Annotated in this window: 18 protein-coding genes; 13 read left to right on the top strand and 5 right to left on the bottom strand. The window is 73.4% G+C overall.

The window, feature by feature from the left end; genetic code table 11:
• The first annotated feature begins 68 nt into the window (after positions 1 to 68).
• From ABEA15_RS02095 to ABEA15_RS02080, 4 genes are all read left to right on the top strand, one after another.
• The gene (locus tag ABEA15_RS02095; RefSeq protein WP_344144936.1) at positions 69 to 1301 is read left to right on the top strand and encodes an ABC transporter ATP-binding protein; all 1233 of its coding nucleotides are present in this window, start codon (positions 69 to 71) and stop codon (positions 1299 to 1301) included.
• Positions 1294 to 2601 (top strand): ABC transporter substrate-binding protein, encoded by a 1308-nt coding sequence (locus tag ABEA15_RS02090; protein WP_345555222.1) that lies wholly within the window; start codon positions 1294 to 1296, stop codon positions 2599 to 2601. Before ABEA15_RS02095 ends, ABEA15_RS02090 begins: the two co-directional genes overlap by 8 nt.
• 81 nt (positions 2602 to 2682) lie before the next feature.
• Entirely contained in the window at positions 2683 to 4038 is a 1356-nt protein-coding gene (locus ABEA15_RS02085) for a carbohydrate ABC transporter permease (protein ID WP_344144932.1), read from the top strand.
• Positions 4035 to 4961 (top strand): carbohydrate ABC transporter permease, encoded by a 927-nt coding sequence (locus ABEA15_RS02080; RefSeq protein ID WP_344144930.1) that lies wholly within the window; start codon positions 4035 to 4037, stop codon positions 4959 to 4961. Before ABEA15_RS02085 ends, ABEA15_RS02080 begins: the two co-directional genes overlap by 4 nt.
• Before the next feature lie 150 nt (positions 4962 to 5111).
• Here the strand turns inward: ABEA15_RS02080 and ABEA15_RS02075 are convergent, their stop codons facing one another.
• A complete protein-coding gene (locus ABEA15_RS02075; protein WP_344148485.1) occupies positions 5112 to 6323 on the bottom strand; it encodes an ABC transporter ATP-binding protein in 1212 nt (403 codons plus the stop codon).
• An 834-nt stretch (positions 6324 to 7157) separates the two neighbouring features.
• Between ABEA15_RS02075 and lnt the strand changes: the two genes are divergently transcribed.
• The 4 genes from lnt (at position 7158) to ABEA15_RS02055 (ending at position 10766) form a co-directional block, all read left to right on the top strand.
• On the top strand, positions 7158 to 8780 hold the full coding sequence (gene lnt / locus ABEA15_RS02070) for an apolipoprotein N-acyltransferase (protein ID WP_386699703.1): 1623 nt from the start codon (positions 7158 to 7160) through the stop codon (positions 8778 to 8780).
• A 107-nt stretch (positions 8781 to 8887) separates the two neighbouring features.
• Complete coding sequence (locus tag ABEA15_RS02065; protein ID WP_344148488.1) at positions 8888 to 9382, top strand: FxsA family protein; 495 nt, start codon at positions 8888 to 8890, stop codon at positions 9380 to 9382.
• The gene (locus ABEA15_RS02060; RefSeq protein WP_345555221.1) at positions 9379 to 9870 is read left to right on the top strand and encodes a hypothetical protein; all 492 of its coding nucleotides are present in this window, start codon (positions 9379 to 9381) and stop codon (positions 9868 to 9870) included. Before ABEA15_RS02065 ends, ABEA15_RS02060 begins: the two co-directional genes overlap by 4 nt.
• A 104-nt stretch (positions 9871 to 9974) precedes the next feature.
• Entirely contained in the window at positions 9975 to 10766 is a 792-nt protein-coding gene (locus ABEA15_RS02055) for an HAD-IIA family hydrolase (RefSeq protein ID WP_344148596.1), read from the top strand.
• A gap of 73 nt (positions 10767 to 10839) precedes the next feature.
• Here ABEA15_RS02055 and ABEA15_RS02050 read toward each other — a convergent pair whose 3' ends face one another.
• Together ABEA15_RS02050 and ABEA15_RS02045 are read right to left on the bottom strand one after the other, a co-directional pair.
• On the bottom strand, positions 10840 to 11223 hold the full coding sequence (locus ABEA15_RS02050; RefSeq protein ID WP_344148494.1) for an RNA polymerase-binding protein RbpA: 384 nt from the start codon (positions 11221 to 11223) through the stop codon (positions 10840 to 10842).
• A gap of 646 nt (positions 11224 to 11869) precedes the next feature.
• Positions 11870 to 12274, bottom strand: coding sequence for a nitroreductase family deazaflavin-dependent oxidoreductase (locus ABEA15_RS02045; protein ID WP_345555220.1), 405 nt, complete (start codon positions 12272 to 12274; stop codon positions 11870 to 11872).
• Between the two features lie 289 nt (positions 12275 to 12563).
• Here ABEA15_RS02045 and ABEA15_RS02040 point away from each other — a divergent pair, with 289 nt between their 5' ends.
• On the top strand, positions 12564 to 14000 hold the full coding sequence (locus tag ABEA15_RS02040) for a S28 family serine protease (RefSeq protein ID WP_345555219.1): 1437 nt from the start codon (positions 12564 to 12566) through the stop codon (positions 13998 to 14000).
• Between the two features lie 85 nt (positions 14001 to 14085).
• On the opposite strand, the gene ABEA15_RS02035 is transcribed toward ABEA15_RS02040, so the two are convergent.
• Both ABEA15_RS02035 and ABEA15_RS02030 read right to left on the bottom strand, forming a co-directional pair.
• Positions 14086 to 15492, bottom strand: a complete 1407-nt coding sequence (locus ABEA15_RS02035; protein ID WP_345555218.1) for an MFS transporter — start codon at positions 15490 to 15492, stop codon at positions 14086 to 14088.
• Positions 15493 to 15528: 36 nt separating this feature from the next.
• Positions 15529 to 16344, bottom strand: coding sequence for a glycerophosphodiester phosphodiesterase family protein (locus ABEA15_RS02030; RefSeq protein ID WP_345555217.1), 816 nt, complete (start codon positions 16342 to 16344; stop codon positions 15529 to 15531).
• 228 nt (positions 16345 to 16572) lie between these two features.
• Here ABEA15_RS02030 and ABEA15_RS02025 point away from each other — a divergent pair, with 228 nt between their 5' ends.
• The 4 genes from ABEA15_RS02025 (at position 16573) to ABEA15_RS02010 (ending at position 20572) form a co-directional block, all read left to right on the top strand.
• A complete protein-coding gene (locus ABEA15_RS02025) occupies positions 16573 to 17100 on the top strand; it encodes an Rv3235 family protein (protein ID WP_345555216.1) in 528 nt (175 codons plus the stop codon).
• A gap of 246 nt (positions 17101 to 17346) precedes the next feature.
• The gene (locus ABEA15_RS02020; protein ID WP_344148512.1) at positions 17347 to 18504 is read left to right on the top strand and encodes a Gfo/Idh/MocA family protein; all 1158 of its coding nucleotides are present in this window, start codon (positions 17347 to 17349) and stop codon (positions 18502 to 18504) included.
• The gene (locus ABEA15_RS02015) at positions 18501 to 19667 is read left to right on the top strand and encodes a dihydrodipicolinate synthase family protein (protein WP_345555215.1); all 1167 of its coding nucleotides are present in this window, start codon (positions 18501 to 18503) and stop codon (positions 19665 to 19667) included. The genes ABEA15_RS02020 and ABEA15_RS02015 overlap by 4 nt, the downstream gene beginning before the upstream one ends.
• Positions 19667 to 20572, top strand: coding sequence for a sugar phosphate isomerase/epimerase family protein (locus ABEA15_RS02010; protein ID WP_345555214.1), 906 nt, complete (start codon positions 19667 to 19669; stop codon positions 20570 to 20572). Before ABEA15_RS02015 ends, ABEA15_RS02010 begins: the two co-directional genes overlap by 1 nt.
• Positions 20573 to 21259: the final 687 nt, after the last annotated feature.

Here is a 21259-nt window from a genome sequence, read left to right as displayed (position 1 = left end):
GGCCTCACCCCGCGGTCGACGACTGCCGGCCGCGGTGTGTCCGAACGGCGCGGTACACGGAGGAGAATATGGCGCAGGTCCGACTGTCCGGCATCGGCAAGACCTATCCGGACGGGACGAGCGCGGTGGCGGGGCTCGACCTCGACATCGCGGAGGGCGAGTTCCTGGTTCTGGTGGGGCCCTCGGGCTGCGGGAAGACGACGGCGTTACGCATGGTCGCCGGGCTCGAGGAGATCACCTCGGGCACGCTGGCCATCGGCGACCGCGTCGTCAACCGCACACCCGCCCGCGACCGCGACGTGGCCATGGTGTTCCAGAGCTACGCCCTCTACCCCCACCTTTCGGTGCGCGACAACATCGCCTTCGGGCTGCAGCTGCGCAAGCTCCCCAAGCGCGAGATCAAGCAGCGGGTGGAGGCGGCCGCCGAGACGCTGGGCCTGAGCGAGCACCTCGACCGCCGCCCCCGCAACCTCTCCGGCGGACAGCGCCAGCGGGTGGCCATGGGCCGGGCGATCGTGCGCCAGCCGCAGGCCTTCCTGATGGACGAGCCGCTGAGCAACCTCGACGCCAAGCTGCGCGTGCAGATGCGGGCCGAGATCTCCCGCCTCCAGCGCGACCTGGGCGTGACCACGCTCTACGTCACCCACGACCAGGTCGAGGCGATGACCCTGGGCGACCGGGTGGCCGTGCTGAAGAAGGGCGTCCTGCAGCAGGTCGCGCCGCCCCAGGAGCTGTACAACCGCCCGGCCAACCTGTTCGTCGCCGGCTTCATCGGGTCGCCGTCGATGAACCTCTTCCAGGCCCGTCTCGAGGCCGACGGGCCGGGGGCGCGCCTGGAGCTGGGCGGGCAGCGTCTGGCCGTGCCCGCCGGCCTGCTGGACGAGCGCCCCCGCCTGCGCGACTACCTCGGCGGCGAGATCGCCGTGGGCATCCGCCCCGAGGACATGGACGACGCCGACCTCGGCGGCGCCGACGGTGGCGCGGTCCTGACCTCGACCACCGACCTCGTCGAGGCGCTCGGCGCCGAACTGCTGGTGCACTTCCGGCTGTCGGCTCCGCCGGTGGTCACCGAGGACACCAAGGAACTCGCCCGGGACGCCGGCGCCGACCAGATCGACGCCGCCGCTCCGGACAGCGACGCCATCGCCCGGTTCAGCCCCCGCTCGCAGACCGCACCCGGTGAGCCGGTGCGGGTGCGGGTGGACACCGGGCGGCTGTATTTCTTCGACCCCGCCACGGGAGACGGCATCTGGGGCGAGCCGGCTTCCACCACCCAGCCGAAGGAGGGAACACATGCGTGAGCACATGTGGAGGGGGCGCGGCGCGCTCGCGGTGACCGCGGCCGCTGCGCTGGTCGCGGCGAGCGCCTGCAGCCCCGGAGCGACGCAGTCCGGCGGCGCCGGCGACCTGGCCGGCGTGGAGCTGCTGGTGGCGGCCAAGTGGACCGGTGTGGAGCAGGAGAACTTCACCGAGGTGCTGGCCGGGTTCGAGGAGGAGACGGGAGCGACCGTCACCTACGAGTCCACCGGCGAGGACACCGGCGCCTACCTCGGCCCCAAGATCGAGGCCGGCGAGCCGCCGGACGTGGCCGTCCTGCCCCAGCCCGGCCTGGTCCGGGAGTACGCCGCCCAGGACGCCCTCGTGCCGCTGTCGGGCGACGCGGCCTCGGCGCTGGAGAAGAACTACACCGGCTACTGGCGCGATCTGGGCTCGGTCGACGGCGACGCCTACGGCGTGCTGCTCAAGGCCGCGCACAAGTCGATCATCTGGTACCGGCCCGACGCCTTCGACCAGGCGGGCGTCAGCCCGCCCGAGACCTGGGACGACCTTACCGGCACCACCGCCGGCACGCTCTCCGACGCCGGGATCACCCCCTTCGCCATGTGTGGCGCCTCGGGCTGGACGCTGACCGACTGGTTCGAGAACGTCTACCTGTCCCAGGCCGGACCCGAGAAGTACGACCAGTTGGTGGCCCACGAGATCCCCTGGACCGACGACAGCGTCGTGCAGACCCTGGAGACCCTCGCCGATGTGTGGGGCAAGGAGGACTGGATGGCCGGCGGCACCGAAGGCGCGGTGCAGACCGACTTCCCGACCTGCGTCTCGCAGGTCTTCGGCCAGGAGCAGGCCGCCATGGTCTACGAGGCCGACTTCGTGGCGGCCAGCGCCCAGGAGGCCGGTGCCACCGTCGGCGAGACCGCGCAGGCCTTCCCCTTCCCGGCCGTGGGCGAGGACGCACCGGTCGTGGTCGGCGGCGACATCGCCGTGGCCATGAGCGAGGCCGAGGGCGTCCAGCGGCTGATGGCCTACCTCGCCTCGCCGGAGGCCCAGACCACCTGGGCCGGGCTGGGCGGCTACCTCTCGGCCAACTCCCAGGTCGAGGCCGACGCCTACCCCGACGAGTTCACCCAGACCCTGGCGCAGACCATCCTGGAGGCCGGGGACGACGTCCGCTACGACCTCTCCGACCAGGTGCCCAGCCAGTTCGGCGCCACCGAGGGCAAGGGGATGTGGGCGGTCCTGCAGGACTACCTGCGCGACCCGAGCGATCCCGAGGGGGCGGCCGAAAAGCTCGAACAGGCCGCCTCGAACGCGGAGTAGCCCCATGACGACGGCGACGACAACCAGTACGCCGGCGCCGCCGCGCGAGCGGCGGCCCGGCGGGAAAGGCGGCCGCCTGCGATGACCGCCGACACCGCCGACACCGCCGGCCCCGCTCCCGCGGCGGAGCGGGCCGGCGGCCCCGCCCCCCGGGGCCGCCTCGGCCCGCCCGCCTGGCTGGCCGTGTTCTTCCTGCTGCCCGCGCTGCTGTTCCTCGGGATCTACGTCGTCTACCCGATCCTGTTCTCGGTCTACCGCAGCCTGTGGGACGCCCCGGGCACCGAGTTCGTCGGGCTCGACAACTACGCGCGCATGTTCACCCGCGCCGACACCTTCATCGCCCTGCGCAACAACGTCGTCTGGATCGCGGTCGCCCCGGCCGTGGTGACGGTGGCCGGCCTCGTCTTCGCGGTGCTGACCGAGCGCATCCGCTGGTCGACGGCCTTCAAGATCGTCGTGTTCATGCCGATGGCGATCTCCTTCCTCGCCTCCGGCGTGATCTTCCGGCTCGTCTACGAGCAGGACCCCGACCGGGGCCTGGCCAACGCGGTCATCACCACCGTCCAGGACACCGTCGCGCCGACCGGCGCCTACCCCGGCGCGGAGCCGCGCGAGGGCGTGCCGCTGGAGGAGACACCCGGGGGCGGGTACCGGCTCGCCGAGCCCGTCACCCCCGGAGACACGGTCACGATCCCGCTGGTGGGCGTGAACAGCGACGAGCTGCCCAGCGACACCGAGCACGCCGCCCGGCCGCAGGCCTCCCCGGACGGGGTCGCCGGCACGGTCTGGGTGGACTTCACCCGCGGAGGCGGCGGCCGGGAGGGGGAGATCGACTCCACCGAGACCGGTCTGCCCGCGCTGCGCGTGGAGGCCGTGCGCGACGGCGAAGCGGTCGCGACCGCCACCACGGCGGCGGACGGCACCTTCACGCTGACCGGGCTGGAGGGCGGCGACCACACCTTGCGGCTGGCCGCATCCAACTTCTCCGAGCCCTACAACGGCCTGACGTGGCTGGGGCCCACGCTCATCACGCCCTCCATCATCGCCGCCTACCTGTGGGTGTGGGCCGGGTTCGCCATGGTGCTGATCGCCGCCGGGCTCTCGGCCATCCCCCGGGAGGCGCTGGAGGCCGCCCGGGTCGACGGGGCCACCGAGTGGCAGGTGTTTCGGCGGGTGACCGTCCCGCTGCTCTCACCGGTGCTCATGGTGGTATTCGTGACCCTGATGATCTACGTCCTGAAGATCTTCGACCTGGTGTTCGTGATCGCACCGGGATCGGTGCGGGCCGACGCCAACGTGCTGGCGCTGGAGATGTGGCAGGTCTCCTTCGGCATCAACGACCAGGGACTGGGCAGTGCGCTGGCGGTCTTCCTGCTCCTGCTGGTCGTGCCCGCGATGGTCTTCCAGATCCGACGGTTCCGCCGGGAGGACTCATGAGCACACAGGTGGAGCCGGCCGGGCCGGACGCGGGGCCCGCTCCGGCCGAGCCGGGCGGCGAGGGCGCGCCGCGCCGGTCGGTGGCCGCGCGGCTGGTGGCCCGCACGGGATCGGGCGCGGTGCAGGTGGTGCTGATCCTCATCGCCCTGTTCTGGCTCGTGCCGACCCTGGGGCTGCTGTTCTCCAGCCTGCGCTCGCCCCAGGACAACGCGGCCTCGGGCTGGTGGGCGGTGCTGACCAAGCCCTCCCAGCTGACCCTGCAGAACTACGCCGAACTGCTGGACAACCCCGACTTCGTCGCGTCCTTCGGCAACACGGTGCTGATCACGGTGCCCTCCACCGTGCTCATCGTGGTGGTGGCCTCGCTGGCGGCCTACGCCTTCGCCTGGCTGGAGTTCCCCGGGCGCGACTGGCTGTTCTTGGCCGTGGTGGGCCTGCTGGTGGTGCCGCTCCAGGTGGCGCTGGTGCCCATCTCCAGCCTCTACGGCGGCACCCCGCTCTACGGGTCGATCCCGGCGGTGGTGCTGTTCCACGTGGGCTTCGGGCTGCCGTTCGGCATCTTCCTGCTGCGCAACTTCTTCGCGGCGATCCCGCGCGACCTGCTGGAGGCGGCGCGCATGGACGGCGGCAAGGAGCTGACGATCTTCCGGCGGGTGATCCTGCCGCTGGGCGGCCCGGCGATCGCCTCGCTGGGGATCTTCCAGTTCCTGTGGGTCTGGAACGACCTGCTGGTGGCGCTGGTCTTCGCCTCGGAGGCCAGCCAGCCCATGACCGTGGCGCTGCAGTCGGAGATGCGCCAGTTCGGCGCCAACATCGACGTGATCTCCGCCGGAGCGTTCCTGTCGATGGTCGTGCCGCTGCTGGTGTTCTTCGCCTTTCAGCGGTACTTCGTGCAGGGCGTGATGGCCGGCGCGGTCAAGTGACCCGCCCGCCCGCCTGAGCGGCGGCGCACAGGCCGACGGGCCCCGGAACACGCGTTCCGGGGCCCGTCGGCTGCTGCGGGCCCGCGCCGGACGCCGCCGGCGAGTGCGGCCTCCGGCGGGAGGGGAGCGGGGCCCGCCGCGGAGGGGCGGCTAGGCGGGCTGGCCGATGGCCAGGCCGCTGTCCTTGTCGAAGTAGTGCATCTGGGAGGTGTCGACCGCCAGGGTGATCGTCCCGCCGGGGCGCACCGAGCTGCGCGGGCTCACGCGGGCGGTGAACTGCGACTTGTCGCCGCTCAGCGGCAGCGCGGCCTCCTCGGCCTCGTCGCCGGCGGCGTCGGCGGCCAAAGCGGCGGCCTCCTCGTGGCGGACCGGAGGGGCGTTCACCGAGAAGATCACGTTGATCTCGGTGCCCAGCTCCTCGGTCACGTCGGCGACGGCCTCCATGGTGGCGTTGGTGCCGTTGCCGGCGATCGCGGCGTCCTCGTAGTCGGAGGGCCGGATGCCCAGGATGATCTGCTTGCCCATGTAGTCGCGCAGGCCGGGGCGGTCGTCGACGACGGCGCCGGGCACCGAGAGGGTCTGGTCGGCGAACTTCAGCAGCGCGCCCGAGCCGTCCTTCTGCAGTTCGGCGTTGACGAAGTTCATGGCGGGGGAGCCGATGAAGCCGGCGACGAACAGGTTGGCCGGGCGGTCGAACAGGTTCTTGGGGGTGTCGACCTGCTGGAGGCGGCCGTCGCGCAGCACCGCGACGCGGTCGCCCAGGGTCATGGCCTCGGTCTGGTCGTGGGTGACGTAGACCGTGGTCACGCCCAGGCGCTCGTGCAGCTGGTTCAGCGAGGCGCGCATCTGCACGCGCAGCTTGGCGTCGAGGTTGGACAGCGGCTCGTCCATCAGGAAGGCCTGCGGCTCGCGGACGATGGCGCGGCCCATGGCGACGCGCTGGCGCTGGCCGCCGGAGAGGGCGGCGGGGCGGCGCTTGAGGTAGGACTCCAGGCCGAGCATGGAGGCGGCCTCCTGCACGCGCTTCTGGATCTCCGGCTTGGGGATCTTGCGCAGCTTCAGGCCGAAGGCGAGGTTCTGCTCGACCGTCATGTGCGGGTAGAGCGCGTAGTTCTGGAAGACCATCGCGATGTCGCGGTCCTTGGGCGGGCGGTCGTTGACCACCTCGTCGCCGATGTAGAGGTCGCCGCCGGTGATCTCCTCCAAACCGGCGATCATCCGCAGGCCGGTGGACTTGCCGCAGCCCGAGGGGCCGACGAGCACCATGAACTCGCCGTCGTTGATTTCCAGGTTCAGGTTGTCGACGGCCTTGACTCCGCCGGAGTACACCTTGTCGACGCCGTCCAGGACGATCTTCGCCATGGGGTAACAGCTCCCGTGTCCGTTGCCCGCTCCGGATTCCGGGAGCGAGCTTCTCGCTATGGTGATCGCTCTGTATCGATCTGTTGGCCAATATCGAACACCAGTGATGCCGATCTGTCGATAGTTCGCGCGATTTCGATCCGATTGCGTCCAACATGTGAGACGGGGGTGGGGGGTGCCGGACGGCGGCGGGCGGGGTGAGGCGCGCGGCCCGGGCGCGGGTGCGGGGAGTCGGGAGGGCCGCCGCCCGCGCGCGCCGGTTTCCGCCCCGGTTTCCGGACGCCCGCGTGCGCGCCCCGCACCGGCGCCCACTCCCGCGCGTGCGGGAGGACGCGGGTGTGCCCGCACATGCGGCGTTCCGCGCATCGTCCCAGTACACAGCGTTGATCGAGGGTCTGTTCGGCGGTCCTCGCACCGACCGGGCGGACTGGCGTGCGGCCACCGGGTGCGTTAGCCTGGCGGCGGTTGCCCGGATCCGGTCGTTTCGCATCCTCCGCGTGCGTGAGCGGGCGGGACACCTCTCCCGACACGTCGGCGAAGCGTTGCGGCGCACGGCCCCGAGTCTGGGTAATCTACTGACCAGTCCAGCACTGGACGGACCGGTCGAGCGGTCCGGTCGTTGTCTTGCCGGACGTCGCACCACGCACCAGGTGCGGTCGGCGGCCTGATAAGGACCGGGGTTCCGCGACCGGGCGGGGGGTTGGACCCGGAGAAGGCCCGAACATCCAGTAGACAACGGTCTCCGCGCTCGCCGCCGACGAGACGGATCCGGTCCGAAGGGTGGTTTCGGGCCTTTTCCGCGTCCCCCCATTCACAGGTGAAAGCGAGCCAGGCGTGGTTACCGAGGACGCCCAGCACACGGGCGACAACGCACACGCCGCCACCGCGGCGGTTCGGCGGTCCCCTCGAAGCTCGCTGACCGGTCCCGCCCCGCGCGCCCTCGCGGCCGCGGCGGCGGGGCTGTGTCAACTCCTCGCCCTGCCGCCCTACGGGCTGTGGTGGCTCGGGCCCCTCGGCGCCGCCCTGCTCACCCTGGCCGTCATGGGCGCCCGCGCCCGCCGGGCCGCGTGGCTGGGCCTGGTCGCCGGCGCCGCGCTGATGGTGCCCCTGATCCGCTGGCAGGATGTCTTCGGGGTGGACGTCTGGCTGATCATCGCCGCCGCCGAGGCCGTCTACTTCGCGCCGATGGCGGTCGGCATCGCCTGGGTCGCCCGGCTTCCGGGGTGGCCCGTGTGGACCGCCGCCCTGTGGGTGCTGCAGGAGGCCGTGCGCGCCCGGTTCCCGCTGGGCGGGTTCCCCTGGGGCAAGCTCGCCTTCGCCCAGCCCGACACGCCCTTCTCCGGCTACGCCGCGCTGGGCTCCTCGCCGCTGACGACCTTCGCCGTGGCGCTCGTGGGCGCCCTGCTGCTGGCGGCCGCACTGCGCCTGGCGCGCCGGCCGAGGGCCCCGCTGGCCGCGACCGCGGGGCTGGCGGCCGGCGCCGTCGCGATCACCGCCGCCGGCTCGGCCCTGCCCGCGCTCACCGCGCCCGCCGTCGACCACACCGCCACCGTCGCCGTGGTGCAGGGCAACGTTCCGGGGGTCGGCCGGATGAGCGTCCTGGGCGAGCGCGCGCAGGTCCTGCGCAACCACGTCGATGCGGTGCACCGCCTGGCCGACCGGGTTCAGGCCGGCGAGGAGCCCCGGCCCGACCTGGTCGTGCTGCCGGAGAACGCCAGCGACATCGACGCCTACGCCGACCCGGCCGCCGCCGAGATGATCGGCGACGCCGCCCGCGACATCGGAGCTCCGCTGCTGTTCGGTATCACGCGGTACCGCTCGGGCGGCAGCGAACGCGAGGTGCGCAGCGTGGTCTGGGACCCCCAGGAGGGGCCGGTCGACCACTACACCAAGCGCTACCTGGTGCCCTTCGGCGAGTACATCCCCTACCGCGAGGTCTTCACCCGGTTCGTCGACCGCCTGAACCACGTCACCAGCGACGCCGTGCCCGGCACGGAACCGGGAGACCTGACCCTGGGCGGCACGACGCTGGCGACCGCGATCTGCTTCGACGTCGCCTTCGACCGGCCGGTGCGCGAATCGGTGGCCGAGGGAGGCCAGATCATCGCGGTCCCCACCAACAACGCCAACTACAACTTCACCGGCCAGTCCGAGCAGCAGTTGGCGATCACCCGCCTGCGCGCCGTCGAGCACGGGCGCCCGGCCGTCGTCGCCGCCACGAGCGGGATCAGCGCCGTGGTCACCGCCGGGGGAGAGGTGACCTACCGCTCGCCCGAGGCGCAGCCCGCGGTGCACGTGGCCGAAATGCAGGCCATGTCGGGGCTGACCCCGGCGACCCGCCTGGGTGCGCTGCCCGAGGCGGCCCTGTGCGCGCTGGCGGCCGGCGCCCTGGCCGCCGCCGGTGTCGCCGCCCGCCGCGCGAAACGCGCCCCGGACGGCGAAGCCTCCGCCGGCTAGCAGAGCCGCCCGTCCCCGAGGCGCATCACCGCGGCCCCGCAGGGAACGATGAGGGGCCGCGGGGCGTTGACGGATGAGGGAGCCCTGCCGAGCCGAGGATGGTACCCATGCCGCTGCTGATCGTCATCGCGCTGATGGCGCTGCCCTTCCTGGAGATCTGGCTGATGATCCTGGTCGGCCAGCAGATCGGCGTCGCCTGGACCATCGCGCTGCTGTTCGCGCTGAGCGCCGCCGGGGTCCTCGTGCTGCGCAGCGCCGGAACCAAGACCTTCCGCGAGGCCGATCAGGCGATGCGCACCGGCAAGCGCCCGGAGGGCGGGCTGCTGGACACGCTGATGCTGATGGTCGGCGGCATCCTGCTGCTCACCCCCGGATTCGTCACGGCCGTGCTGGGTGCCGTGATGGCGCTGCCCTTCACCCGGCCGGCGCTGCGCTGGGCGTTCACCGGCTGGGCCGAGCGCCGCATCAAGCGCATGCGCGACGCCGCCGAGGCCCAGTTCGTCGCCCAGGGCGGCCGTATCCCGCCCCAGCCCGGGCAGTCGGGCGAGCGCGCGCCCGGGGGCGGACGGATCGTCCCGGGCCGGATCGTCGAGGACGAGTGAGTCGAGCGGTCGGGACGGGAGGGCCGCCGGCGCTGTACGAACTGAGGGTCGGCGTGTTCGCCACCCCCGAGGGCGTCCGCGACTTCGTCCACCGGGCCCGCGCGCTGCTGGCCGGCCCCGCGGGCGCGGCGGCGCGGCGCTGGACCGTCTCGGTCGCCCGGGAGGCCGACCCGGCCTCGCCCTCGGGCGGCGACGACGCCGCGCTCACCGTGGCGGTCCTCTACGACGAGCTGCCGCAGCAGTGGGCCATCGAGCATCCCGGCCGCGACCCGCGCGGGCGCACCACCGCCCAGGTCCGGTTCGGCGTGGTCACCGAGGCCCCCGACGCGGTCCACGAGGCCCTCTGCGGACTGCTCTGCCCCGAGCCCCTCCACCCGGGGCCGTGCCCGGTCCCGTGGGCCGCCGACTCCCGGGCGTGCGACGACGAGCACGAGCGCGCCTACCTCGAAGGGGCCTACCGCCACCTGCTCGACGGAACGAGCGCCTGAGTCCGGCGCCGGCTGCCCCTCCCGCGCGGCGCCGTACGGGACGGCCGCAGCCGGGGCGTGGCGATAGTGTGGCGGGCGTGAACGACAAGCCGTGGAACTACCTCATGGACATGGACGGGGTGCTGGTGCGCGAGGAGCACCTCATCCCCGGGGCCGACGTGTTCGTCTCCGAGCTGCGGGAGAACGGCATCGGCTTCATGGTCCTGACGAACAACTCCATCTACACGCCACGCGACCTGCGCGCCCGGCTCAAGCGCAGCGGACTGGACATCCCCGAGGAGTCGATCTGGACCTCCGCGCTGGCCACCGCGCGCTTCCTCAAGGAGCAGCGGCCGGGCGGATCGGCCTACGTGGTGGGGGAGTCGGGCCTGACCACCGCGCTGCACGGCATCGGCTACGTGCTCACCGACCGCGATCCCGATTACGTGGTGCTGGGCGAGACCCGCACCTACAGCTTCGAGGCGATCACCCGCGCCATCCGGCTGGTCGAGAGCGGCGCGCGGTTCATCGCCACCAACCCCGACGAGAAGGGCCCCAGCCGCGAGGGGTCGCTGCCGGCCACCGGCGCGGTCGCCGCGCTCATCGAGCGCGCGACCGGGCGCGCCCCCTACTACGTGGGCAAGCCCAATCCGCTGATGATGCGTTCGGCGCTGCGCGCGCTCGGCGCCCACTCGGAGAGCACCGTGATGATCGGCGACCGGATGGACACCGACGTGCGCTCCGGCCTGGAGGCGGGTCTGCAGACGCTGCTGGTGCTGTCGGGGATCTCCGGCCGCCAGACGGCCGAGCTGTTCCCCTACCGGCCGACGAAGGTGCTGGACTCGGTGGCCGACCTCGTGGGCCGCACCCGCGACCCCTTCGGCGAGCAGAGCGCCGAGGAGGCCCAGCACGTCTGAGTGCTCCCGGGGCGGGGAGCCCTGCGCATGCGAAGGGGCGGTCGGCCCTCCCGCCTCCGCCCCTCGCGCGTGCTCAGGCGCTGCGCCGCTCCTCGGCCATCGCCTGCATGTGCTCCTGCTCTTCCCGGCGCCGCGCCCGGAGCAGTTCCAGCCGCTCGTTGAGGACCTCCTCGAGGTCCTCCATGCTCCGGCGCTCCAGGAGCATGTCCCAGTGGGTGCGCGCGGGCTTGGCCTTCTTCTCCTGCGGCTCCCGGCCGTCGACCATCAGGGCGGTGTCGCCGCAGAAGCGGCACTCCCAGTTCGTGGGAACCTCGGCCTCGGTCGCGAAGGTAATGGAGAAGCGATGACCCCGAGGGCAGTCGTAGGTGACCTCTTGGCGCGGTGCCAGGTCGGTGTTGCGGTCGTTCTCGTAGCTCGTCGCCCCGAGTCGTGTGCCGCGAAGTGCTCGCTCGGCCATCGGTTGCGTGCCTCCAGGCGCTCTTGCGGTATACATGGGTTTAACACGTCGGTCCGTGTCAAGATTCCCCGCACATCGGTCATCCAACCGTGCGACAATGGCCGGTCGGCGATGACCGGGCCGCGCCGCACGGTAGTAGGCGCAGGACACAGCCGCGCAACGTCCCGCACACGGCGGGATCGCGCTCCAGGTCCGCCGACGTCTTCTTGACACAATCTTTACCGCGCGCGCTTCACCCCGCGCGGCGGGTGCCGCGGCAGCACGGACGCCGCACCGCCGACTCACGGCGGAAACAATCCGCCCCGACCCTCGGATTCCCCGTGCCCGAGGAGATGCCGCCTACGGCCCTCACCGAAGCCGCTCCGACGCACCGCGGCGACCCTCCGAATCCGCCGCCCGCCCCGTGCCGCTGCGCCTCCTAAGCCGCCCGCGCCGGCGATCCCGGCCTGGGCCGAAAGCTGCGCGCACGCTGGGGGATGGTCCCGGCGCCGGCGCGTGGGTGCTGCTGGACTACCGCGGCAACCCGGGATGCGCTGCGGGACCGCGACCGCCTCGCGGCGGCTCCGGCGCCCGTCTCCGACGGCTGGGCCGCGCTGCTGGAGCGCTGGAACCGCCCCTGACCGGCCGGCAGACGCGAGCGCCGGACTCAGCCGACCGGTTCCAGCAGGACGACCGGGATGTCGCGGTCGGTGCGCTCCTTGTACTCGTCGTACTGCGGCCACTCCTCGGCCATCCGCGGCCACAGCCGCGCCTTCTCGGCGGGGGCGGCGGTGCGGGCCCGGGCACGGAAGCGGTCGGCTTTGACCTGCACCTCCACCTCCGGAAAGGCCTGCAGGTTCTTGTACCACTGCGGGTGGTCGGGCGCGCCGCCGTTGGAGGCGACCACCACGTAGGCCCCGCCGTCGGTGCGGTAGATCAGCGGCGTGCTGCGCTGGAGACCGGACGTGCGCCCGGTCGTCGTCAGGATGAGCGTGGTGGTGCCCTGCCACTCGTGGCCCTCTTCGCCGCCGGTCGCGCGGTAGCGCTCGACGTGCTCCCTGCCGAAAAGCAATCGTGCCTCCCCTCGCCCGCCGCCGCACCCGGCGGCGCCGTATGCGTCGCGGACCCTCCTTCTCGCGCGCCGCCGCGCTCGCCGTCACCGATTCCGGCCGGCTCGTCTTCGGCGGCCGCAGCAGCCTACCCACCTGCGGCGACGGTCTCACTCCGGCGCACCGCGCCCGATCGACGCGGTGTAGCGCCTTGACTGCGCCCGCGGCACACCCAATGATCGGTCAGTCGGCATCCGACCCGCCCCGCGCTCACCCCCGCCGGGGCGGAGACCCATCGAGGAGGTTGAACGGGTGATCCCCCGCACACCACATTCGGCGGTGTCCTGGCGCGCCGCCGCCGGAGCGCTGCTGACCGCGACCGCTCTGCTGTTCACCGCGGCGCCGGCGAGCGCCGACCCCGCACCCACCGACATCGCCGACCGGCTCGACGCCGTGCCGGGCCTGCGCATCATCGAGGAGACCGAGACTGAGCCGGGCTTCCGCTACTTCGTCCTGGGCTACGAGCAGCCCGCCGACCACGGCGACGCCGACGGCCAGACCTTCGAGCAGCGGCTGACCCTGCTGCACCGCGGGTTCGACCGGCCGACCGTGCTGCACACCAGCGGGTACAACGTCAGCGTCGGCGCCTTCCGCAGCGAACCCGCGCGCATCCTCGACGCCAACCAGATCTCCACCGAGCAGCGGTTCTTCGAGCCCTCCCGGCCCGACCCGGCCGACTGGGACGACCTGGACATCCGCCAGGCCGCCGCCGACCACCACCGCCTGGTGGAGGCGCTCAACGACGTCTACCGGCAGGAGTGGATCTCCACCGGCGCCTCCAAGGGCGGCATGACCTCGGTCTACCACCGCCGCTTCTACCCCGACGACATCGACGGCACGGTGGCCTACGTCGCACCCAACGACGTCATCGACCGCGAGGACCACGCCTACCGGAGGTTCTTCCGCACCGTGGGCGACGACCCGCAGTGCCAGGACGACCTGGAGGACCTCCAGCACGAGGCCCTGGAGCGGCGCGGCGAGCTCGTCGACCACTACACGGCCCTGGCGCAGAAGAACGACTGGACCTTCGACCGCACGCTCGGCAGCGCCGACCGCGCGTTCGAGATCCTGGTGCTGGACACCGCCTGGGCGTTCTGGCAGTACCAGCCCCACCCCGAGGCCTGCGCCGACATCCCCGCGCCCGACGCCTCCACCGACGAGATCGCGGCCTTCCTCGACGAGGTCGCCGGGTTCTCGTTCTACACCGACCAGGGCACCATGCCCTACATCCCCTACTACTTCCAGGCCGCAACCCAGCTGGGTACGCCCAGCGTGCCCACGGGCCACCTCGACGGCCTGCTGCGCTACCCCGGACTGTTCCAGGCGCGCAGCTACCTGCCCGACGAGATGGACGTGCCGCGCTTCGACCACTGGGCCATGCCCGACGTAGACCACTGGGTGAGCCACCGCTCCGAGCGGATGCTCTTCGTCGACGGCGAGTACGACCCCTGGGGGGCCGAGCACTTCCGGGCCGGCAGCGCCAGGCGCGACACCATGCGCTTCGTCGCTCCCGGCGCCAACCACGGCGCCGACATCGCCGCGCTGACCGACGCGGACCGCGCGAAGGCCACGGAGGCGCTGAAGCGATGGGCCGGCGTGGGCGACGAGGCCGCCGCCATGGCCGACCGGGTCCCCGAGCTGGACAACGCGGGCGAGCGCCGCGCGAAGATCGAGCGCGGGTTCCGCTAGGCCGCCGCGCGGCCGTCCGCGGCCGTGCGCACCGGGCGGGCGGGGGCACCGTCACCCCGCCCGCCCGGGCCCGGGCGAACGGGCCTCAGATGCGTTCGGGCACGGTGTTGCCCGCCTCGCGGATCCCCCGCGAGACCCCGAGGAAGGCCAGCACCACGAAACCGAGGACGAAGAACACCACCAGCGACAGGATCGCCAGCCGGTAGTCGCCTCCCGTGGCGTCCAGCGCGATCCCCAGCGCGAGCGACCCCAGGAACGCCGAGCCCTTGTCGCTGATCTCGTAGAGCCCGTAGTACTCGGCCTCCTTGCCGCGCGGGATCAGGTGCGAGAACAGCGACCGCGAGAGCGCCTGGGTGCCGCCCAGCACGATGGCGATGAAGAACGCCAGGGCGAAGAACTGCAGCGCCGATCCCTCGCTCAGCAGCGGCGCCACGGCCACCACGCCCGTCCACACCACCAGGCTGCCCAGGATCGTGCGCTTGGTGCCCAGCCGGCGCCCGATCGCGCCCACCACCAGCGCGCCGCCGAAGGCCACGAACTGCACCATCAGAATGGCGCCGATCTGCACGTCCTGGCCCAGGCCCAGGGCCTGGTCGGCGAAGGTCGCCGAGAAGGCGATCACGGTCTGGATGCCGTCGTTGAACAGGATGTAGGCCACCAGGAAGACCAGCGTCCTGGGGTAGGCGCGCAGGCTGCGCACGGTGTACCAGAGCTGACCGAAGCTGCTCGCGACCGCCCGCACGCCGCTCGCCCGGCCCGGCTCGGCGGGCCGCGTGCCCGTCAATACGGTGCCGCGGTGGCGGTTGCGCAGCCGGGTCAGCGGGATGATCGTGAACACCGCCCACCACACGCCCGCCGAGGCCATGGCGATCCGCACCGCGTGGCCCTGCTCCAGGCCGAGGGCGCCGTGGAACAGGTAGAGCACCAGGTGCAGGCTCAGCAGCAGCGCGCCGCCGAGGTAGCCCATCGCCCAGCCGCGCGAGGAGACGGTGTCGCGCTCGTCGGGCTCGGCCAGGTCGGGCAGGAACGAGTTGTAGACCACGACCGAGGCGCCGAGGGTGAGGTTGGCCAGCACGAACAGCCCGGCGCCCAGCATGTAGGCGGAGCCGTCGACGAAGTACAGCCCCATGGTGGCGAAGGCGCCGATGTAGGCCAGCAGGCCCATCAGCTCGCGCTTGCGGCCGGTGTAGTCGGCGATCGCGCCGATCGCCGGCAGCGCCACCAGCTGCAGCAGCACCGAGGCCGACGTGGCGTAGGGATAGAGCGCCGTGGGGTCGATCGCCAGGCCCAGCACGCCGATCCGGCCGCCGGGGCCCGCGGCCTCCTGGGCCAGCGCGGTCAGGTAGGGGCCGAAGAAGACCGAGATCACCGAGGTGAAGAAGACCGAGTTCGCCCAGTCGTAGAAGTACCAGGCGCGGCGTTCGCGGCGGAGCTCGGCGGGGTCGGCCGCGGGCGCGCCGGACGGCGGCGGGGCCGGGGGAGTGGTGGCCATGGAGGGTCCTCTTCGACAGGGGAGGAGTTGCGGCGGCTACCGGTCGCCGACCGGGCCGCCCGGCGGATCGTGCCAGGCCCCGCGCTCCATCAGCACGCGCCGCAGGCCCTCGGTGTTGTCGGTGACGATCCCGTCGACACCGGCGTCCAGCAGCCGCCGCATCAGGGCGGTGTCGTTGATCGTCCACACGTGCACCTGCATGCCGAGCCGGTGGGCGGTGGCGATCACGTCGCGGCTGACCAGCGGTACGGGCCCGTGGCTCAGCGGGATCTGCGCGCAGGCGGGGGCGCGCGGAGCCAGCGGCCGCAGCAGCGGTGACAGCGACGCCGCCCGCAGCCGCGCCACGTCCGCCGGACCGCACGAGGTGGCGACCGGCCGGTCGAACCGCCTGCGGGCGCGGTCCAGCCGCCGCTGGTCGAAGGACCCCACGCACACCCGGTCCCAGGCGCCGGTCCGGCGCAGCGCCCGCGCCAGGGGCTCGACCGCCTCGTCGCCCTTGACGTCGATGTTCAGGCGCACGTGCGGCCAGGATCCGAGCAGGTCCTCCAGCAGCGGAATGGGCTCGCGCCCGGCGACGCGCGCCCGCGACACCTCGGCGTAGTCCAGGTCGGCGATGCGCCCGGCGCGGTCGGTCGCGCGGTCCAGGGTGGGGTCGTGGAAGGCCAGCAGCACGCCGTCGGCCGTGGCGTGCACGTCGGTCTCCAGGTACCGGTAGCCCAGGTCGACGGCGTACTGGAAGGCGACGGCGGTGTTCTCCAGGGTGGCGTCGACCGCGCCCGACTCGTCCTTGCGCCAGCCGCCGCGGTGGGCGAGCGCGATGGGGACGGGCGTGTCGAGGTACCGGTGAGTCACATGGAGCAGTATGCCCGTATCCGGGGTGCCGGGGCACGCCGGAGGGATCACCGGGAGGCGGGTGGCCGATTCCGGTGCCGTGCGCGCCGGGCGCAGAAACCCGGCATTCCAGGTGGCATCGGAACCGGGCGGCGCGCTCTGAGGAAGAGGCGGACGGCGACGTCCGCTCCAGCGCCGCGGGCCGACCCGCCCGCGGACAGCCGCACTCGCCTCGGAAGGGACTCGTCCTTGGCAGTTCAGCAGCTCGACACCGCCCCCTCCCCGACCCGCTTCTCGGCCCCCTCGTCCACGCACACCCCGACCCGTCCCGCCACCGGCCCGGCCGCCGGCCCCCGGGTTCCGGCCCGCCGCGGCACGCGCGCCCGCGCGCGGCCGCGCTCCCACCGCGGCCCGGCACGGCCGGGTGCCCTGACCTATCCGTACCGCCGCAGCCCGCGGCAGCTCTCGCGCTTCGCCCAGATCCTGGCCGAGGTGCTGGCGGGCGAGCGCCCGGTCGGCCAGGTGCGGCCGCTGCTCGGGCGGCGCGCCTACGAGCTGCTGCAGCGCCGCGCCGGGGGCTATGCCTGCGCGCGCAGGCATAGCCCCCGCGTGCGCAGGGCCGTGCTGAGTGCACCCGCGCCCGACGCCGTCGAGATCAGCGCGGTGGTCGACTGCGGCGACCGGTGCCGTGTGTTCGCCCTGCGCGTGGCCTACGCCCAGCACGCCTGGCTGTGCACGCACATCGAGACCGACCTCTGCCGGTCCCCGGTGCGCTGAGCGGCGGGGAGCCCGCGACCGGCACGGATTCGCGGGCGCCCCGCGCCAACCGCCGGTAAGCGCCTTCCCGTAGGATTCGGCAGGTCAAAAGCCCGATTATCGGGGCAGGATCGGCGCATCCCCGGCCGCGCCGGTGCCGCGGCCGACGGAGAGCGGCCGGGAAAGGGCGTGAACGCTGCTCTGGCGTAGGAAAGCAGGTTAAAGTACCTTGGAAAGCGCTTTCTGAACCGAGTGATAGGACGACGCATGCAAGATCGGGTGCTGGCCGTCGCCATGAACGGCGTCACCGGCCGCATGGGCTACCGGCAGCATTTGACGCGGTCGGTGCTGGCGATCAGGAAGGCCGGCGGGGTCGAGCTGCCCGACGGCTCGCGGGTCGTGCCCGAGCCCGTCCTCGTGGGCAGGTCCGCGGACAAGCTCCGGCGCATCGCCGAGGAGCACGGCATCGAGCGGTGGAGCACCGACCTCGACTCCGTGCTCTCCGACCCCGGGATCGAGGTCTACTTCGACGCCCAGATCACCAGCGCGCGCGAGGAGGCGCTGCGCTCGGCGATCTCGGCGGGCAAGCACATCTACACCGAGAAACCCACGGCTTCCACCCTCAGTGCCGCGCTGGAGCTGGCCAAGCTCGCCCGCGACGCCGGCGTGCGCAACGGCGTCGTGCAGGACAAGCTGTTCCTGCCCGGCCTGCTCAAGCTGCGCCGGCTGCTCGACAGCGGCTTCTTCGGGCGCGTGCTGTCCATCCGCGGCGAGTTCGGATACTGGGTCTTCGAGGGCGGCTGGCAGGAGCCCCAGCGGCCCAGCTGGAACTACCGCGCCGAGGACGGCGGCGGGATCGTGCTGGACATGTTCCCGCACTGGCACTACATCCTGGAGCAGCTCTTCGCCCCGGTCCGCGCGGTCACCGCCACCACGGCCACCCACATCGCCCGCCGCTGGGCCGAGGACGGCAGTCCCTACGCCGCCACCGCCGAGGACGCCGCCTACGCCGTCTTCGAGCTGGAGGGCGGTATCACCGCCCAGATCAACTCCTCCTGGTGCGTGCGGGTCGACCGCGACGAGCTGGTGGAGTTCCAGGTCGACGGCACCGAGGGCAGCGCCGTCGCGGGGCTGCGCGACTGCCGCATCCAGCACCGCGTCGCCACGCCCCGCGCCGTCTGGGACCCCGACGCCCCCGTCGACCAGGGCGGCTACCGCGACCAGTGGGAGCGCGTCCCCGACAACGCCGAGTTCGACAACGGCTTCCGCACCCAGTGGGAGCAGTTCATCTCCCACGTGTGCGCCGGCACCCGCTTCCCCTTCGACCTGCTCTCGGGGGCGCGCGGGCTGCAGCTGGCCGAGGCGGGGCTGCGCTCCGCCGCCTCGGGCAACCGGGTCGAGCTGGAGGAGGTGGAGCTGCCGTGACCGGCCCGCCCCTGCGGCTGCCGGGTGCCGACGGCCGGCTGCACGACTTCACGCCCCGCGGCTCCGCCCCCGCACCCGCCGGCGCCGCACCGCCCCGCTCGCGGACCGCCTACGCCGCGGCCCACGTCGTCGCCGACCCCGTGGCGGGAAACGCCATCGGCGCGCCCGCCCGCCTGGACTGGGACGCCACCCTCGGCTTCCGGCACCGCCTGTGGGACCTGGGCCTGGGCGTCGCCGACGCCATGGACACCGCGCAGCGCGGCATGGGCCTGGACTGGCCCGCCACCGCCGAGCTGATCCGGCGCAGCGCCGCCGAGGCGGCCGGCCGCGGCGCCCTGCTGTGCTGCGGCGCGGGCACCGACCACCTCGAACCCGGCGCGAGCACCACCCTGGAGGAGGTCGAGGCCGCCTACACCGAGCAGCTGGAGACCGTCGAGGGCGCCGGCGCCACCCCCGTGCTGATGGCCAGCCGCCACCTCGCGGCCTGCGCCCGCGGGCCGGACGACTACGCCAAGGTCTACGGCCGGCTGCTGGAGCAGGTGCGCGGACCCGTGATCCTGCACTGGCTGGGCACCGCCTTCGACCCCGCCCTGGCCGGCTACTGGGGGCACGGCGACCCGGCCGAGGCGATCGACACGGTGGCCGGCATCATCGCCGACCACGCTGCGCGCGTCGACGGCATCAAGGTGTCGCTGCTGGACGCCGACCTGGAGGTGCGGCTGCGCGGGCGCCTGCCCGCGGGCGTGCGGCTCTACACCGGCGACGACTTCAACTACCCCGAGCTGATCGAGGGCGGCGCCGAGGGCCACTCCCACGCCCTGCTGGGCATCTTCGCGGCCATCGCACCGGCCGCGGCGGCGGCGCTGCGCGCGCTCGACGACGCCGACACCGACGGTTTCCGGGCGGCCCTGGAGCCCACCGTCCCGCTGGCCCGCCACATCTTCGCGGCGCCCACGTTCTACTACAAGACCGGGATCGCGTTCCTGAGCTGGCTCAACGGCCACCAGCCCGGATTCACGATGGTCGGCGGCCTGCACAGCGCCCGCGACCTGGTGCACCTGTCGAAGGCGCTGCGCCTGGCCGACGCCGCCGGGGTCCTCACCGACCCCGACCTGGCCGCCGCCCGGATGCGGTCCCTGCTGGAGATCTCGGGGGTGCGGTGATGGCGACCGGAGCACACAGCGGCCACGCACCGCCGACCGCGTTCGACGTCCCCTCCGGAGCGCCCGCGGGGGCCGCTCCGGAACCCGGCGACCCGCGGCTGGCCCGGCTCTCGCTCAACCAGCGGACCGTCGACCGGTGCAGCCTGCCCGAGGCCGTCGAGGCCTGCCTGCGCGCCGGCATCGGCGCCATCGGGCTCTGGCGCGAGCCCGCCGCGGCGACCGGCATCGCCGCCTCGGCCCGCCTCGTGCGCGAGGCGGGGCTGCGCGTGTCCTCCTACTGCCGCGGCGGGTTCCTCACCGGCCACGACCGCGCCGCGGCGATGGAGGACAACCGCCGCGCGATCGACGAGGCCGCCGAGCTGGGCGCGCCCTGCCTGGTGATGGTGGTCGGCGGCCTGCCCGAGGGCGACCGCGACCTCGTCGGTGCCCGCGAGCGCATGGCCGACGCGATCGCCGAGCTCGCGCCCTATGCCGCCGAGCGCGGCGTCTGCCTGGCGCTGGAGGCGCTGCACCCGATGTTCTGCGCCGACCGGGCGGTGCTGTCGACCCTGGGCCAGGCGCTCGACATCGCCGAGCGCTTCCCCGTGGGCGAGGTCGGGGTCGTGGTGGACACCTACCACGTGTGGTGGGACCCCCGCGTCTACCAGGACATCGCCCGGGCCGCGGAGCGCATCGCGAGCTTCCAGGTCTGCGACTGGGTGCTGCCGCTGCCCGCCGACCCGCTGCTGGGCCGGGGCATGGTGGGCGACGGGCACGCCGATATCCCGGCCCTGCACCGGGCCGTGGACGCCGCGGGCTACACCGGCGACATCGAGGTGGAGATCTTCAACGCCGACGTGTGGGCCGCCGACCCCGACGCCGTGCTGGCCACCCTGGCCCGCCGGCACGTCCGCTACCTGGCCTGAGCGGACCCCCGAGCCCTGCGCGGGCGGACGAACCGGCCCTGAGTCCGCCCGCGCAGGCCCTTCGTCCGCGACGGGGCGGCCGCACCGCCGCCGGATCGCGGCCGCGGCGTCCTCGCCGCCTGCGGCGCCGGCGGGCCCGCACGCCTGCTTCGCCGGGCAGGCCCGGGCCAGGGCATCGTCGCCGCGGCCGCGACGCGCATGAAGGCCGCGACGGTGAGCGCGACGCGTGTGCGATGCGGCCGGTCCCAAGCGCTGCTGCTCCCGCCGGTCGTCGGGATGGTGCCCGGGCGTCCACGCTGCCGAGCGTTCGTCGATCGGCGCCGGCAGGAGGGCGGACACGGCGACGCCGACGGCACCCCGTCCACCGGGGCCGCGGCGGCGAGCGCGGCCGCGGCGGGCGGCGTGTTCCACGTGGCGGCCGTGCGGGCGGCGATGAGGGCCGGGGAACCGGCGTACCGGAACGGCGTCGCGCGCCCCGGCATGCGCGCACCGCGGCACCGCCGCCTCTCGGCGCGAACGGACACGGCAACGGTAGGGCCGGGCCGCGCGCGACGACGCGGGCGCGGTCGTCCACCGCTGCACGGTCGTCCTCGACGCCGCCGGCGCATGGGCGCCCGACCCGCCGGAGGCGCGCTAGATCGTTGATGGGAGTTTCCCGAACCGGCTGCGGGCATGGCGAAGGGCGCC

Source organism: Streptomonospora halophila, from assembly GCF_039542725.1.
In the GTDB taxonomy this organism is placed as follows: Bacteria; Actinomycetota; Actinomycetes; order Streptosporangiales; family Streptosporangiaceae; genus Streptomonospora; species Streptomonospora halophila.
This window is presented reverse-complemented; position numbering and strand designations above follow the sequence as displayed.

What these genes read in the sequence shown, in the direction of transcription:
- ABEA15_RS02095 (WP_344144936.1), top strand. Translation starts at nt 69, where the DNA reads ATGGCGCAGGTCCGACTGTCCGGCATCGGCAAGACCTATCCGGACGGG.
- ABEA15_RS02090 (WP_345555222.1), top strand. Translation starts at nt 1,294, where the DNA reads ATGCGTGAGCACATGTGGAGGGGGCGCGGCGCGCTCGCGGTGACCGCG.
- ABEA15_RS02085 (WP_344144932.1), top strand. Translation starts at nt 2,683, where the DNA reads ATGACCGCCGACACCGCCGACACCGCCGGCCCCGCTCCCGCGGCGGAG.
- ABEA15_RS02080 (WP_344144930.1), top strand. Translation starts at nt 4,035, where the DNA reads ATGAGCACACAGGTGGAGCCGGCCGGGCCGGACGCGGGGCCCGCTCCG.
- ABEA15_RS02075 (WP_344148485.1), bottom strand. Translation starts at nt 6,323, where the DNA reads ATGGCGAAGATCGTCCTGGACGGCGTCGACAAGGTGTACTCCGGCGGA.
- ABEA15_RS02065 (WP_344148488.1), top strand. Translation starts at nt 8,888, where the DNA reads ATGCCGCTGCTGATCGTCATCGCGCTGATGGCGCTGCCCTTCCTGGAG.
- ABEA15_RS02055 (WP_344148596.1), top strand. Translation starts at nt 9,975, where the DNA reads ATGGACATGGACGGGGTGCTGGTGCGCGAGGAGCACCTCATCCCCGGG.
- ABEA15_RS02050 (WP_344148494.1), bottom strand. Translation starts at nt 11,223, where the DNA reads ATGGCCGAGCGAGCACTTCGCGGCACACGACTCGGGGCGACGAGCTAC.
- ABEA15_RS02035 (WP_345555218.1), bottom strand. Translation starts at nt 15,492, where the DNA reads ATGGCCACCACTCCCCCGGCCCCGCCGCCGTCCGGCGCGCCCGCGGCC.
- ABEA15_RS02020 (WP_344148512.1), top strand. Translation starts at nt 17,347, where the DNA reads ATGCAAGATCGGGTGCTGGCCGTCGCCATGAACGGCGTCACCGGCCGC.
- ABEA15_RS02010 (WP_345555214.1), top strand. Translation starts at nt 19,667, where the DNA reads ATGGCGACCGGAGCACACAGCGGCCACGCACCGCCGACCGCGTTCGAC.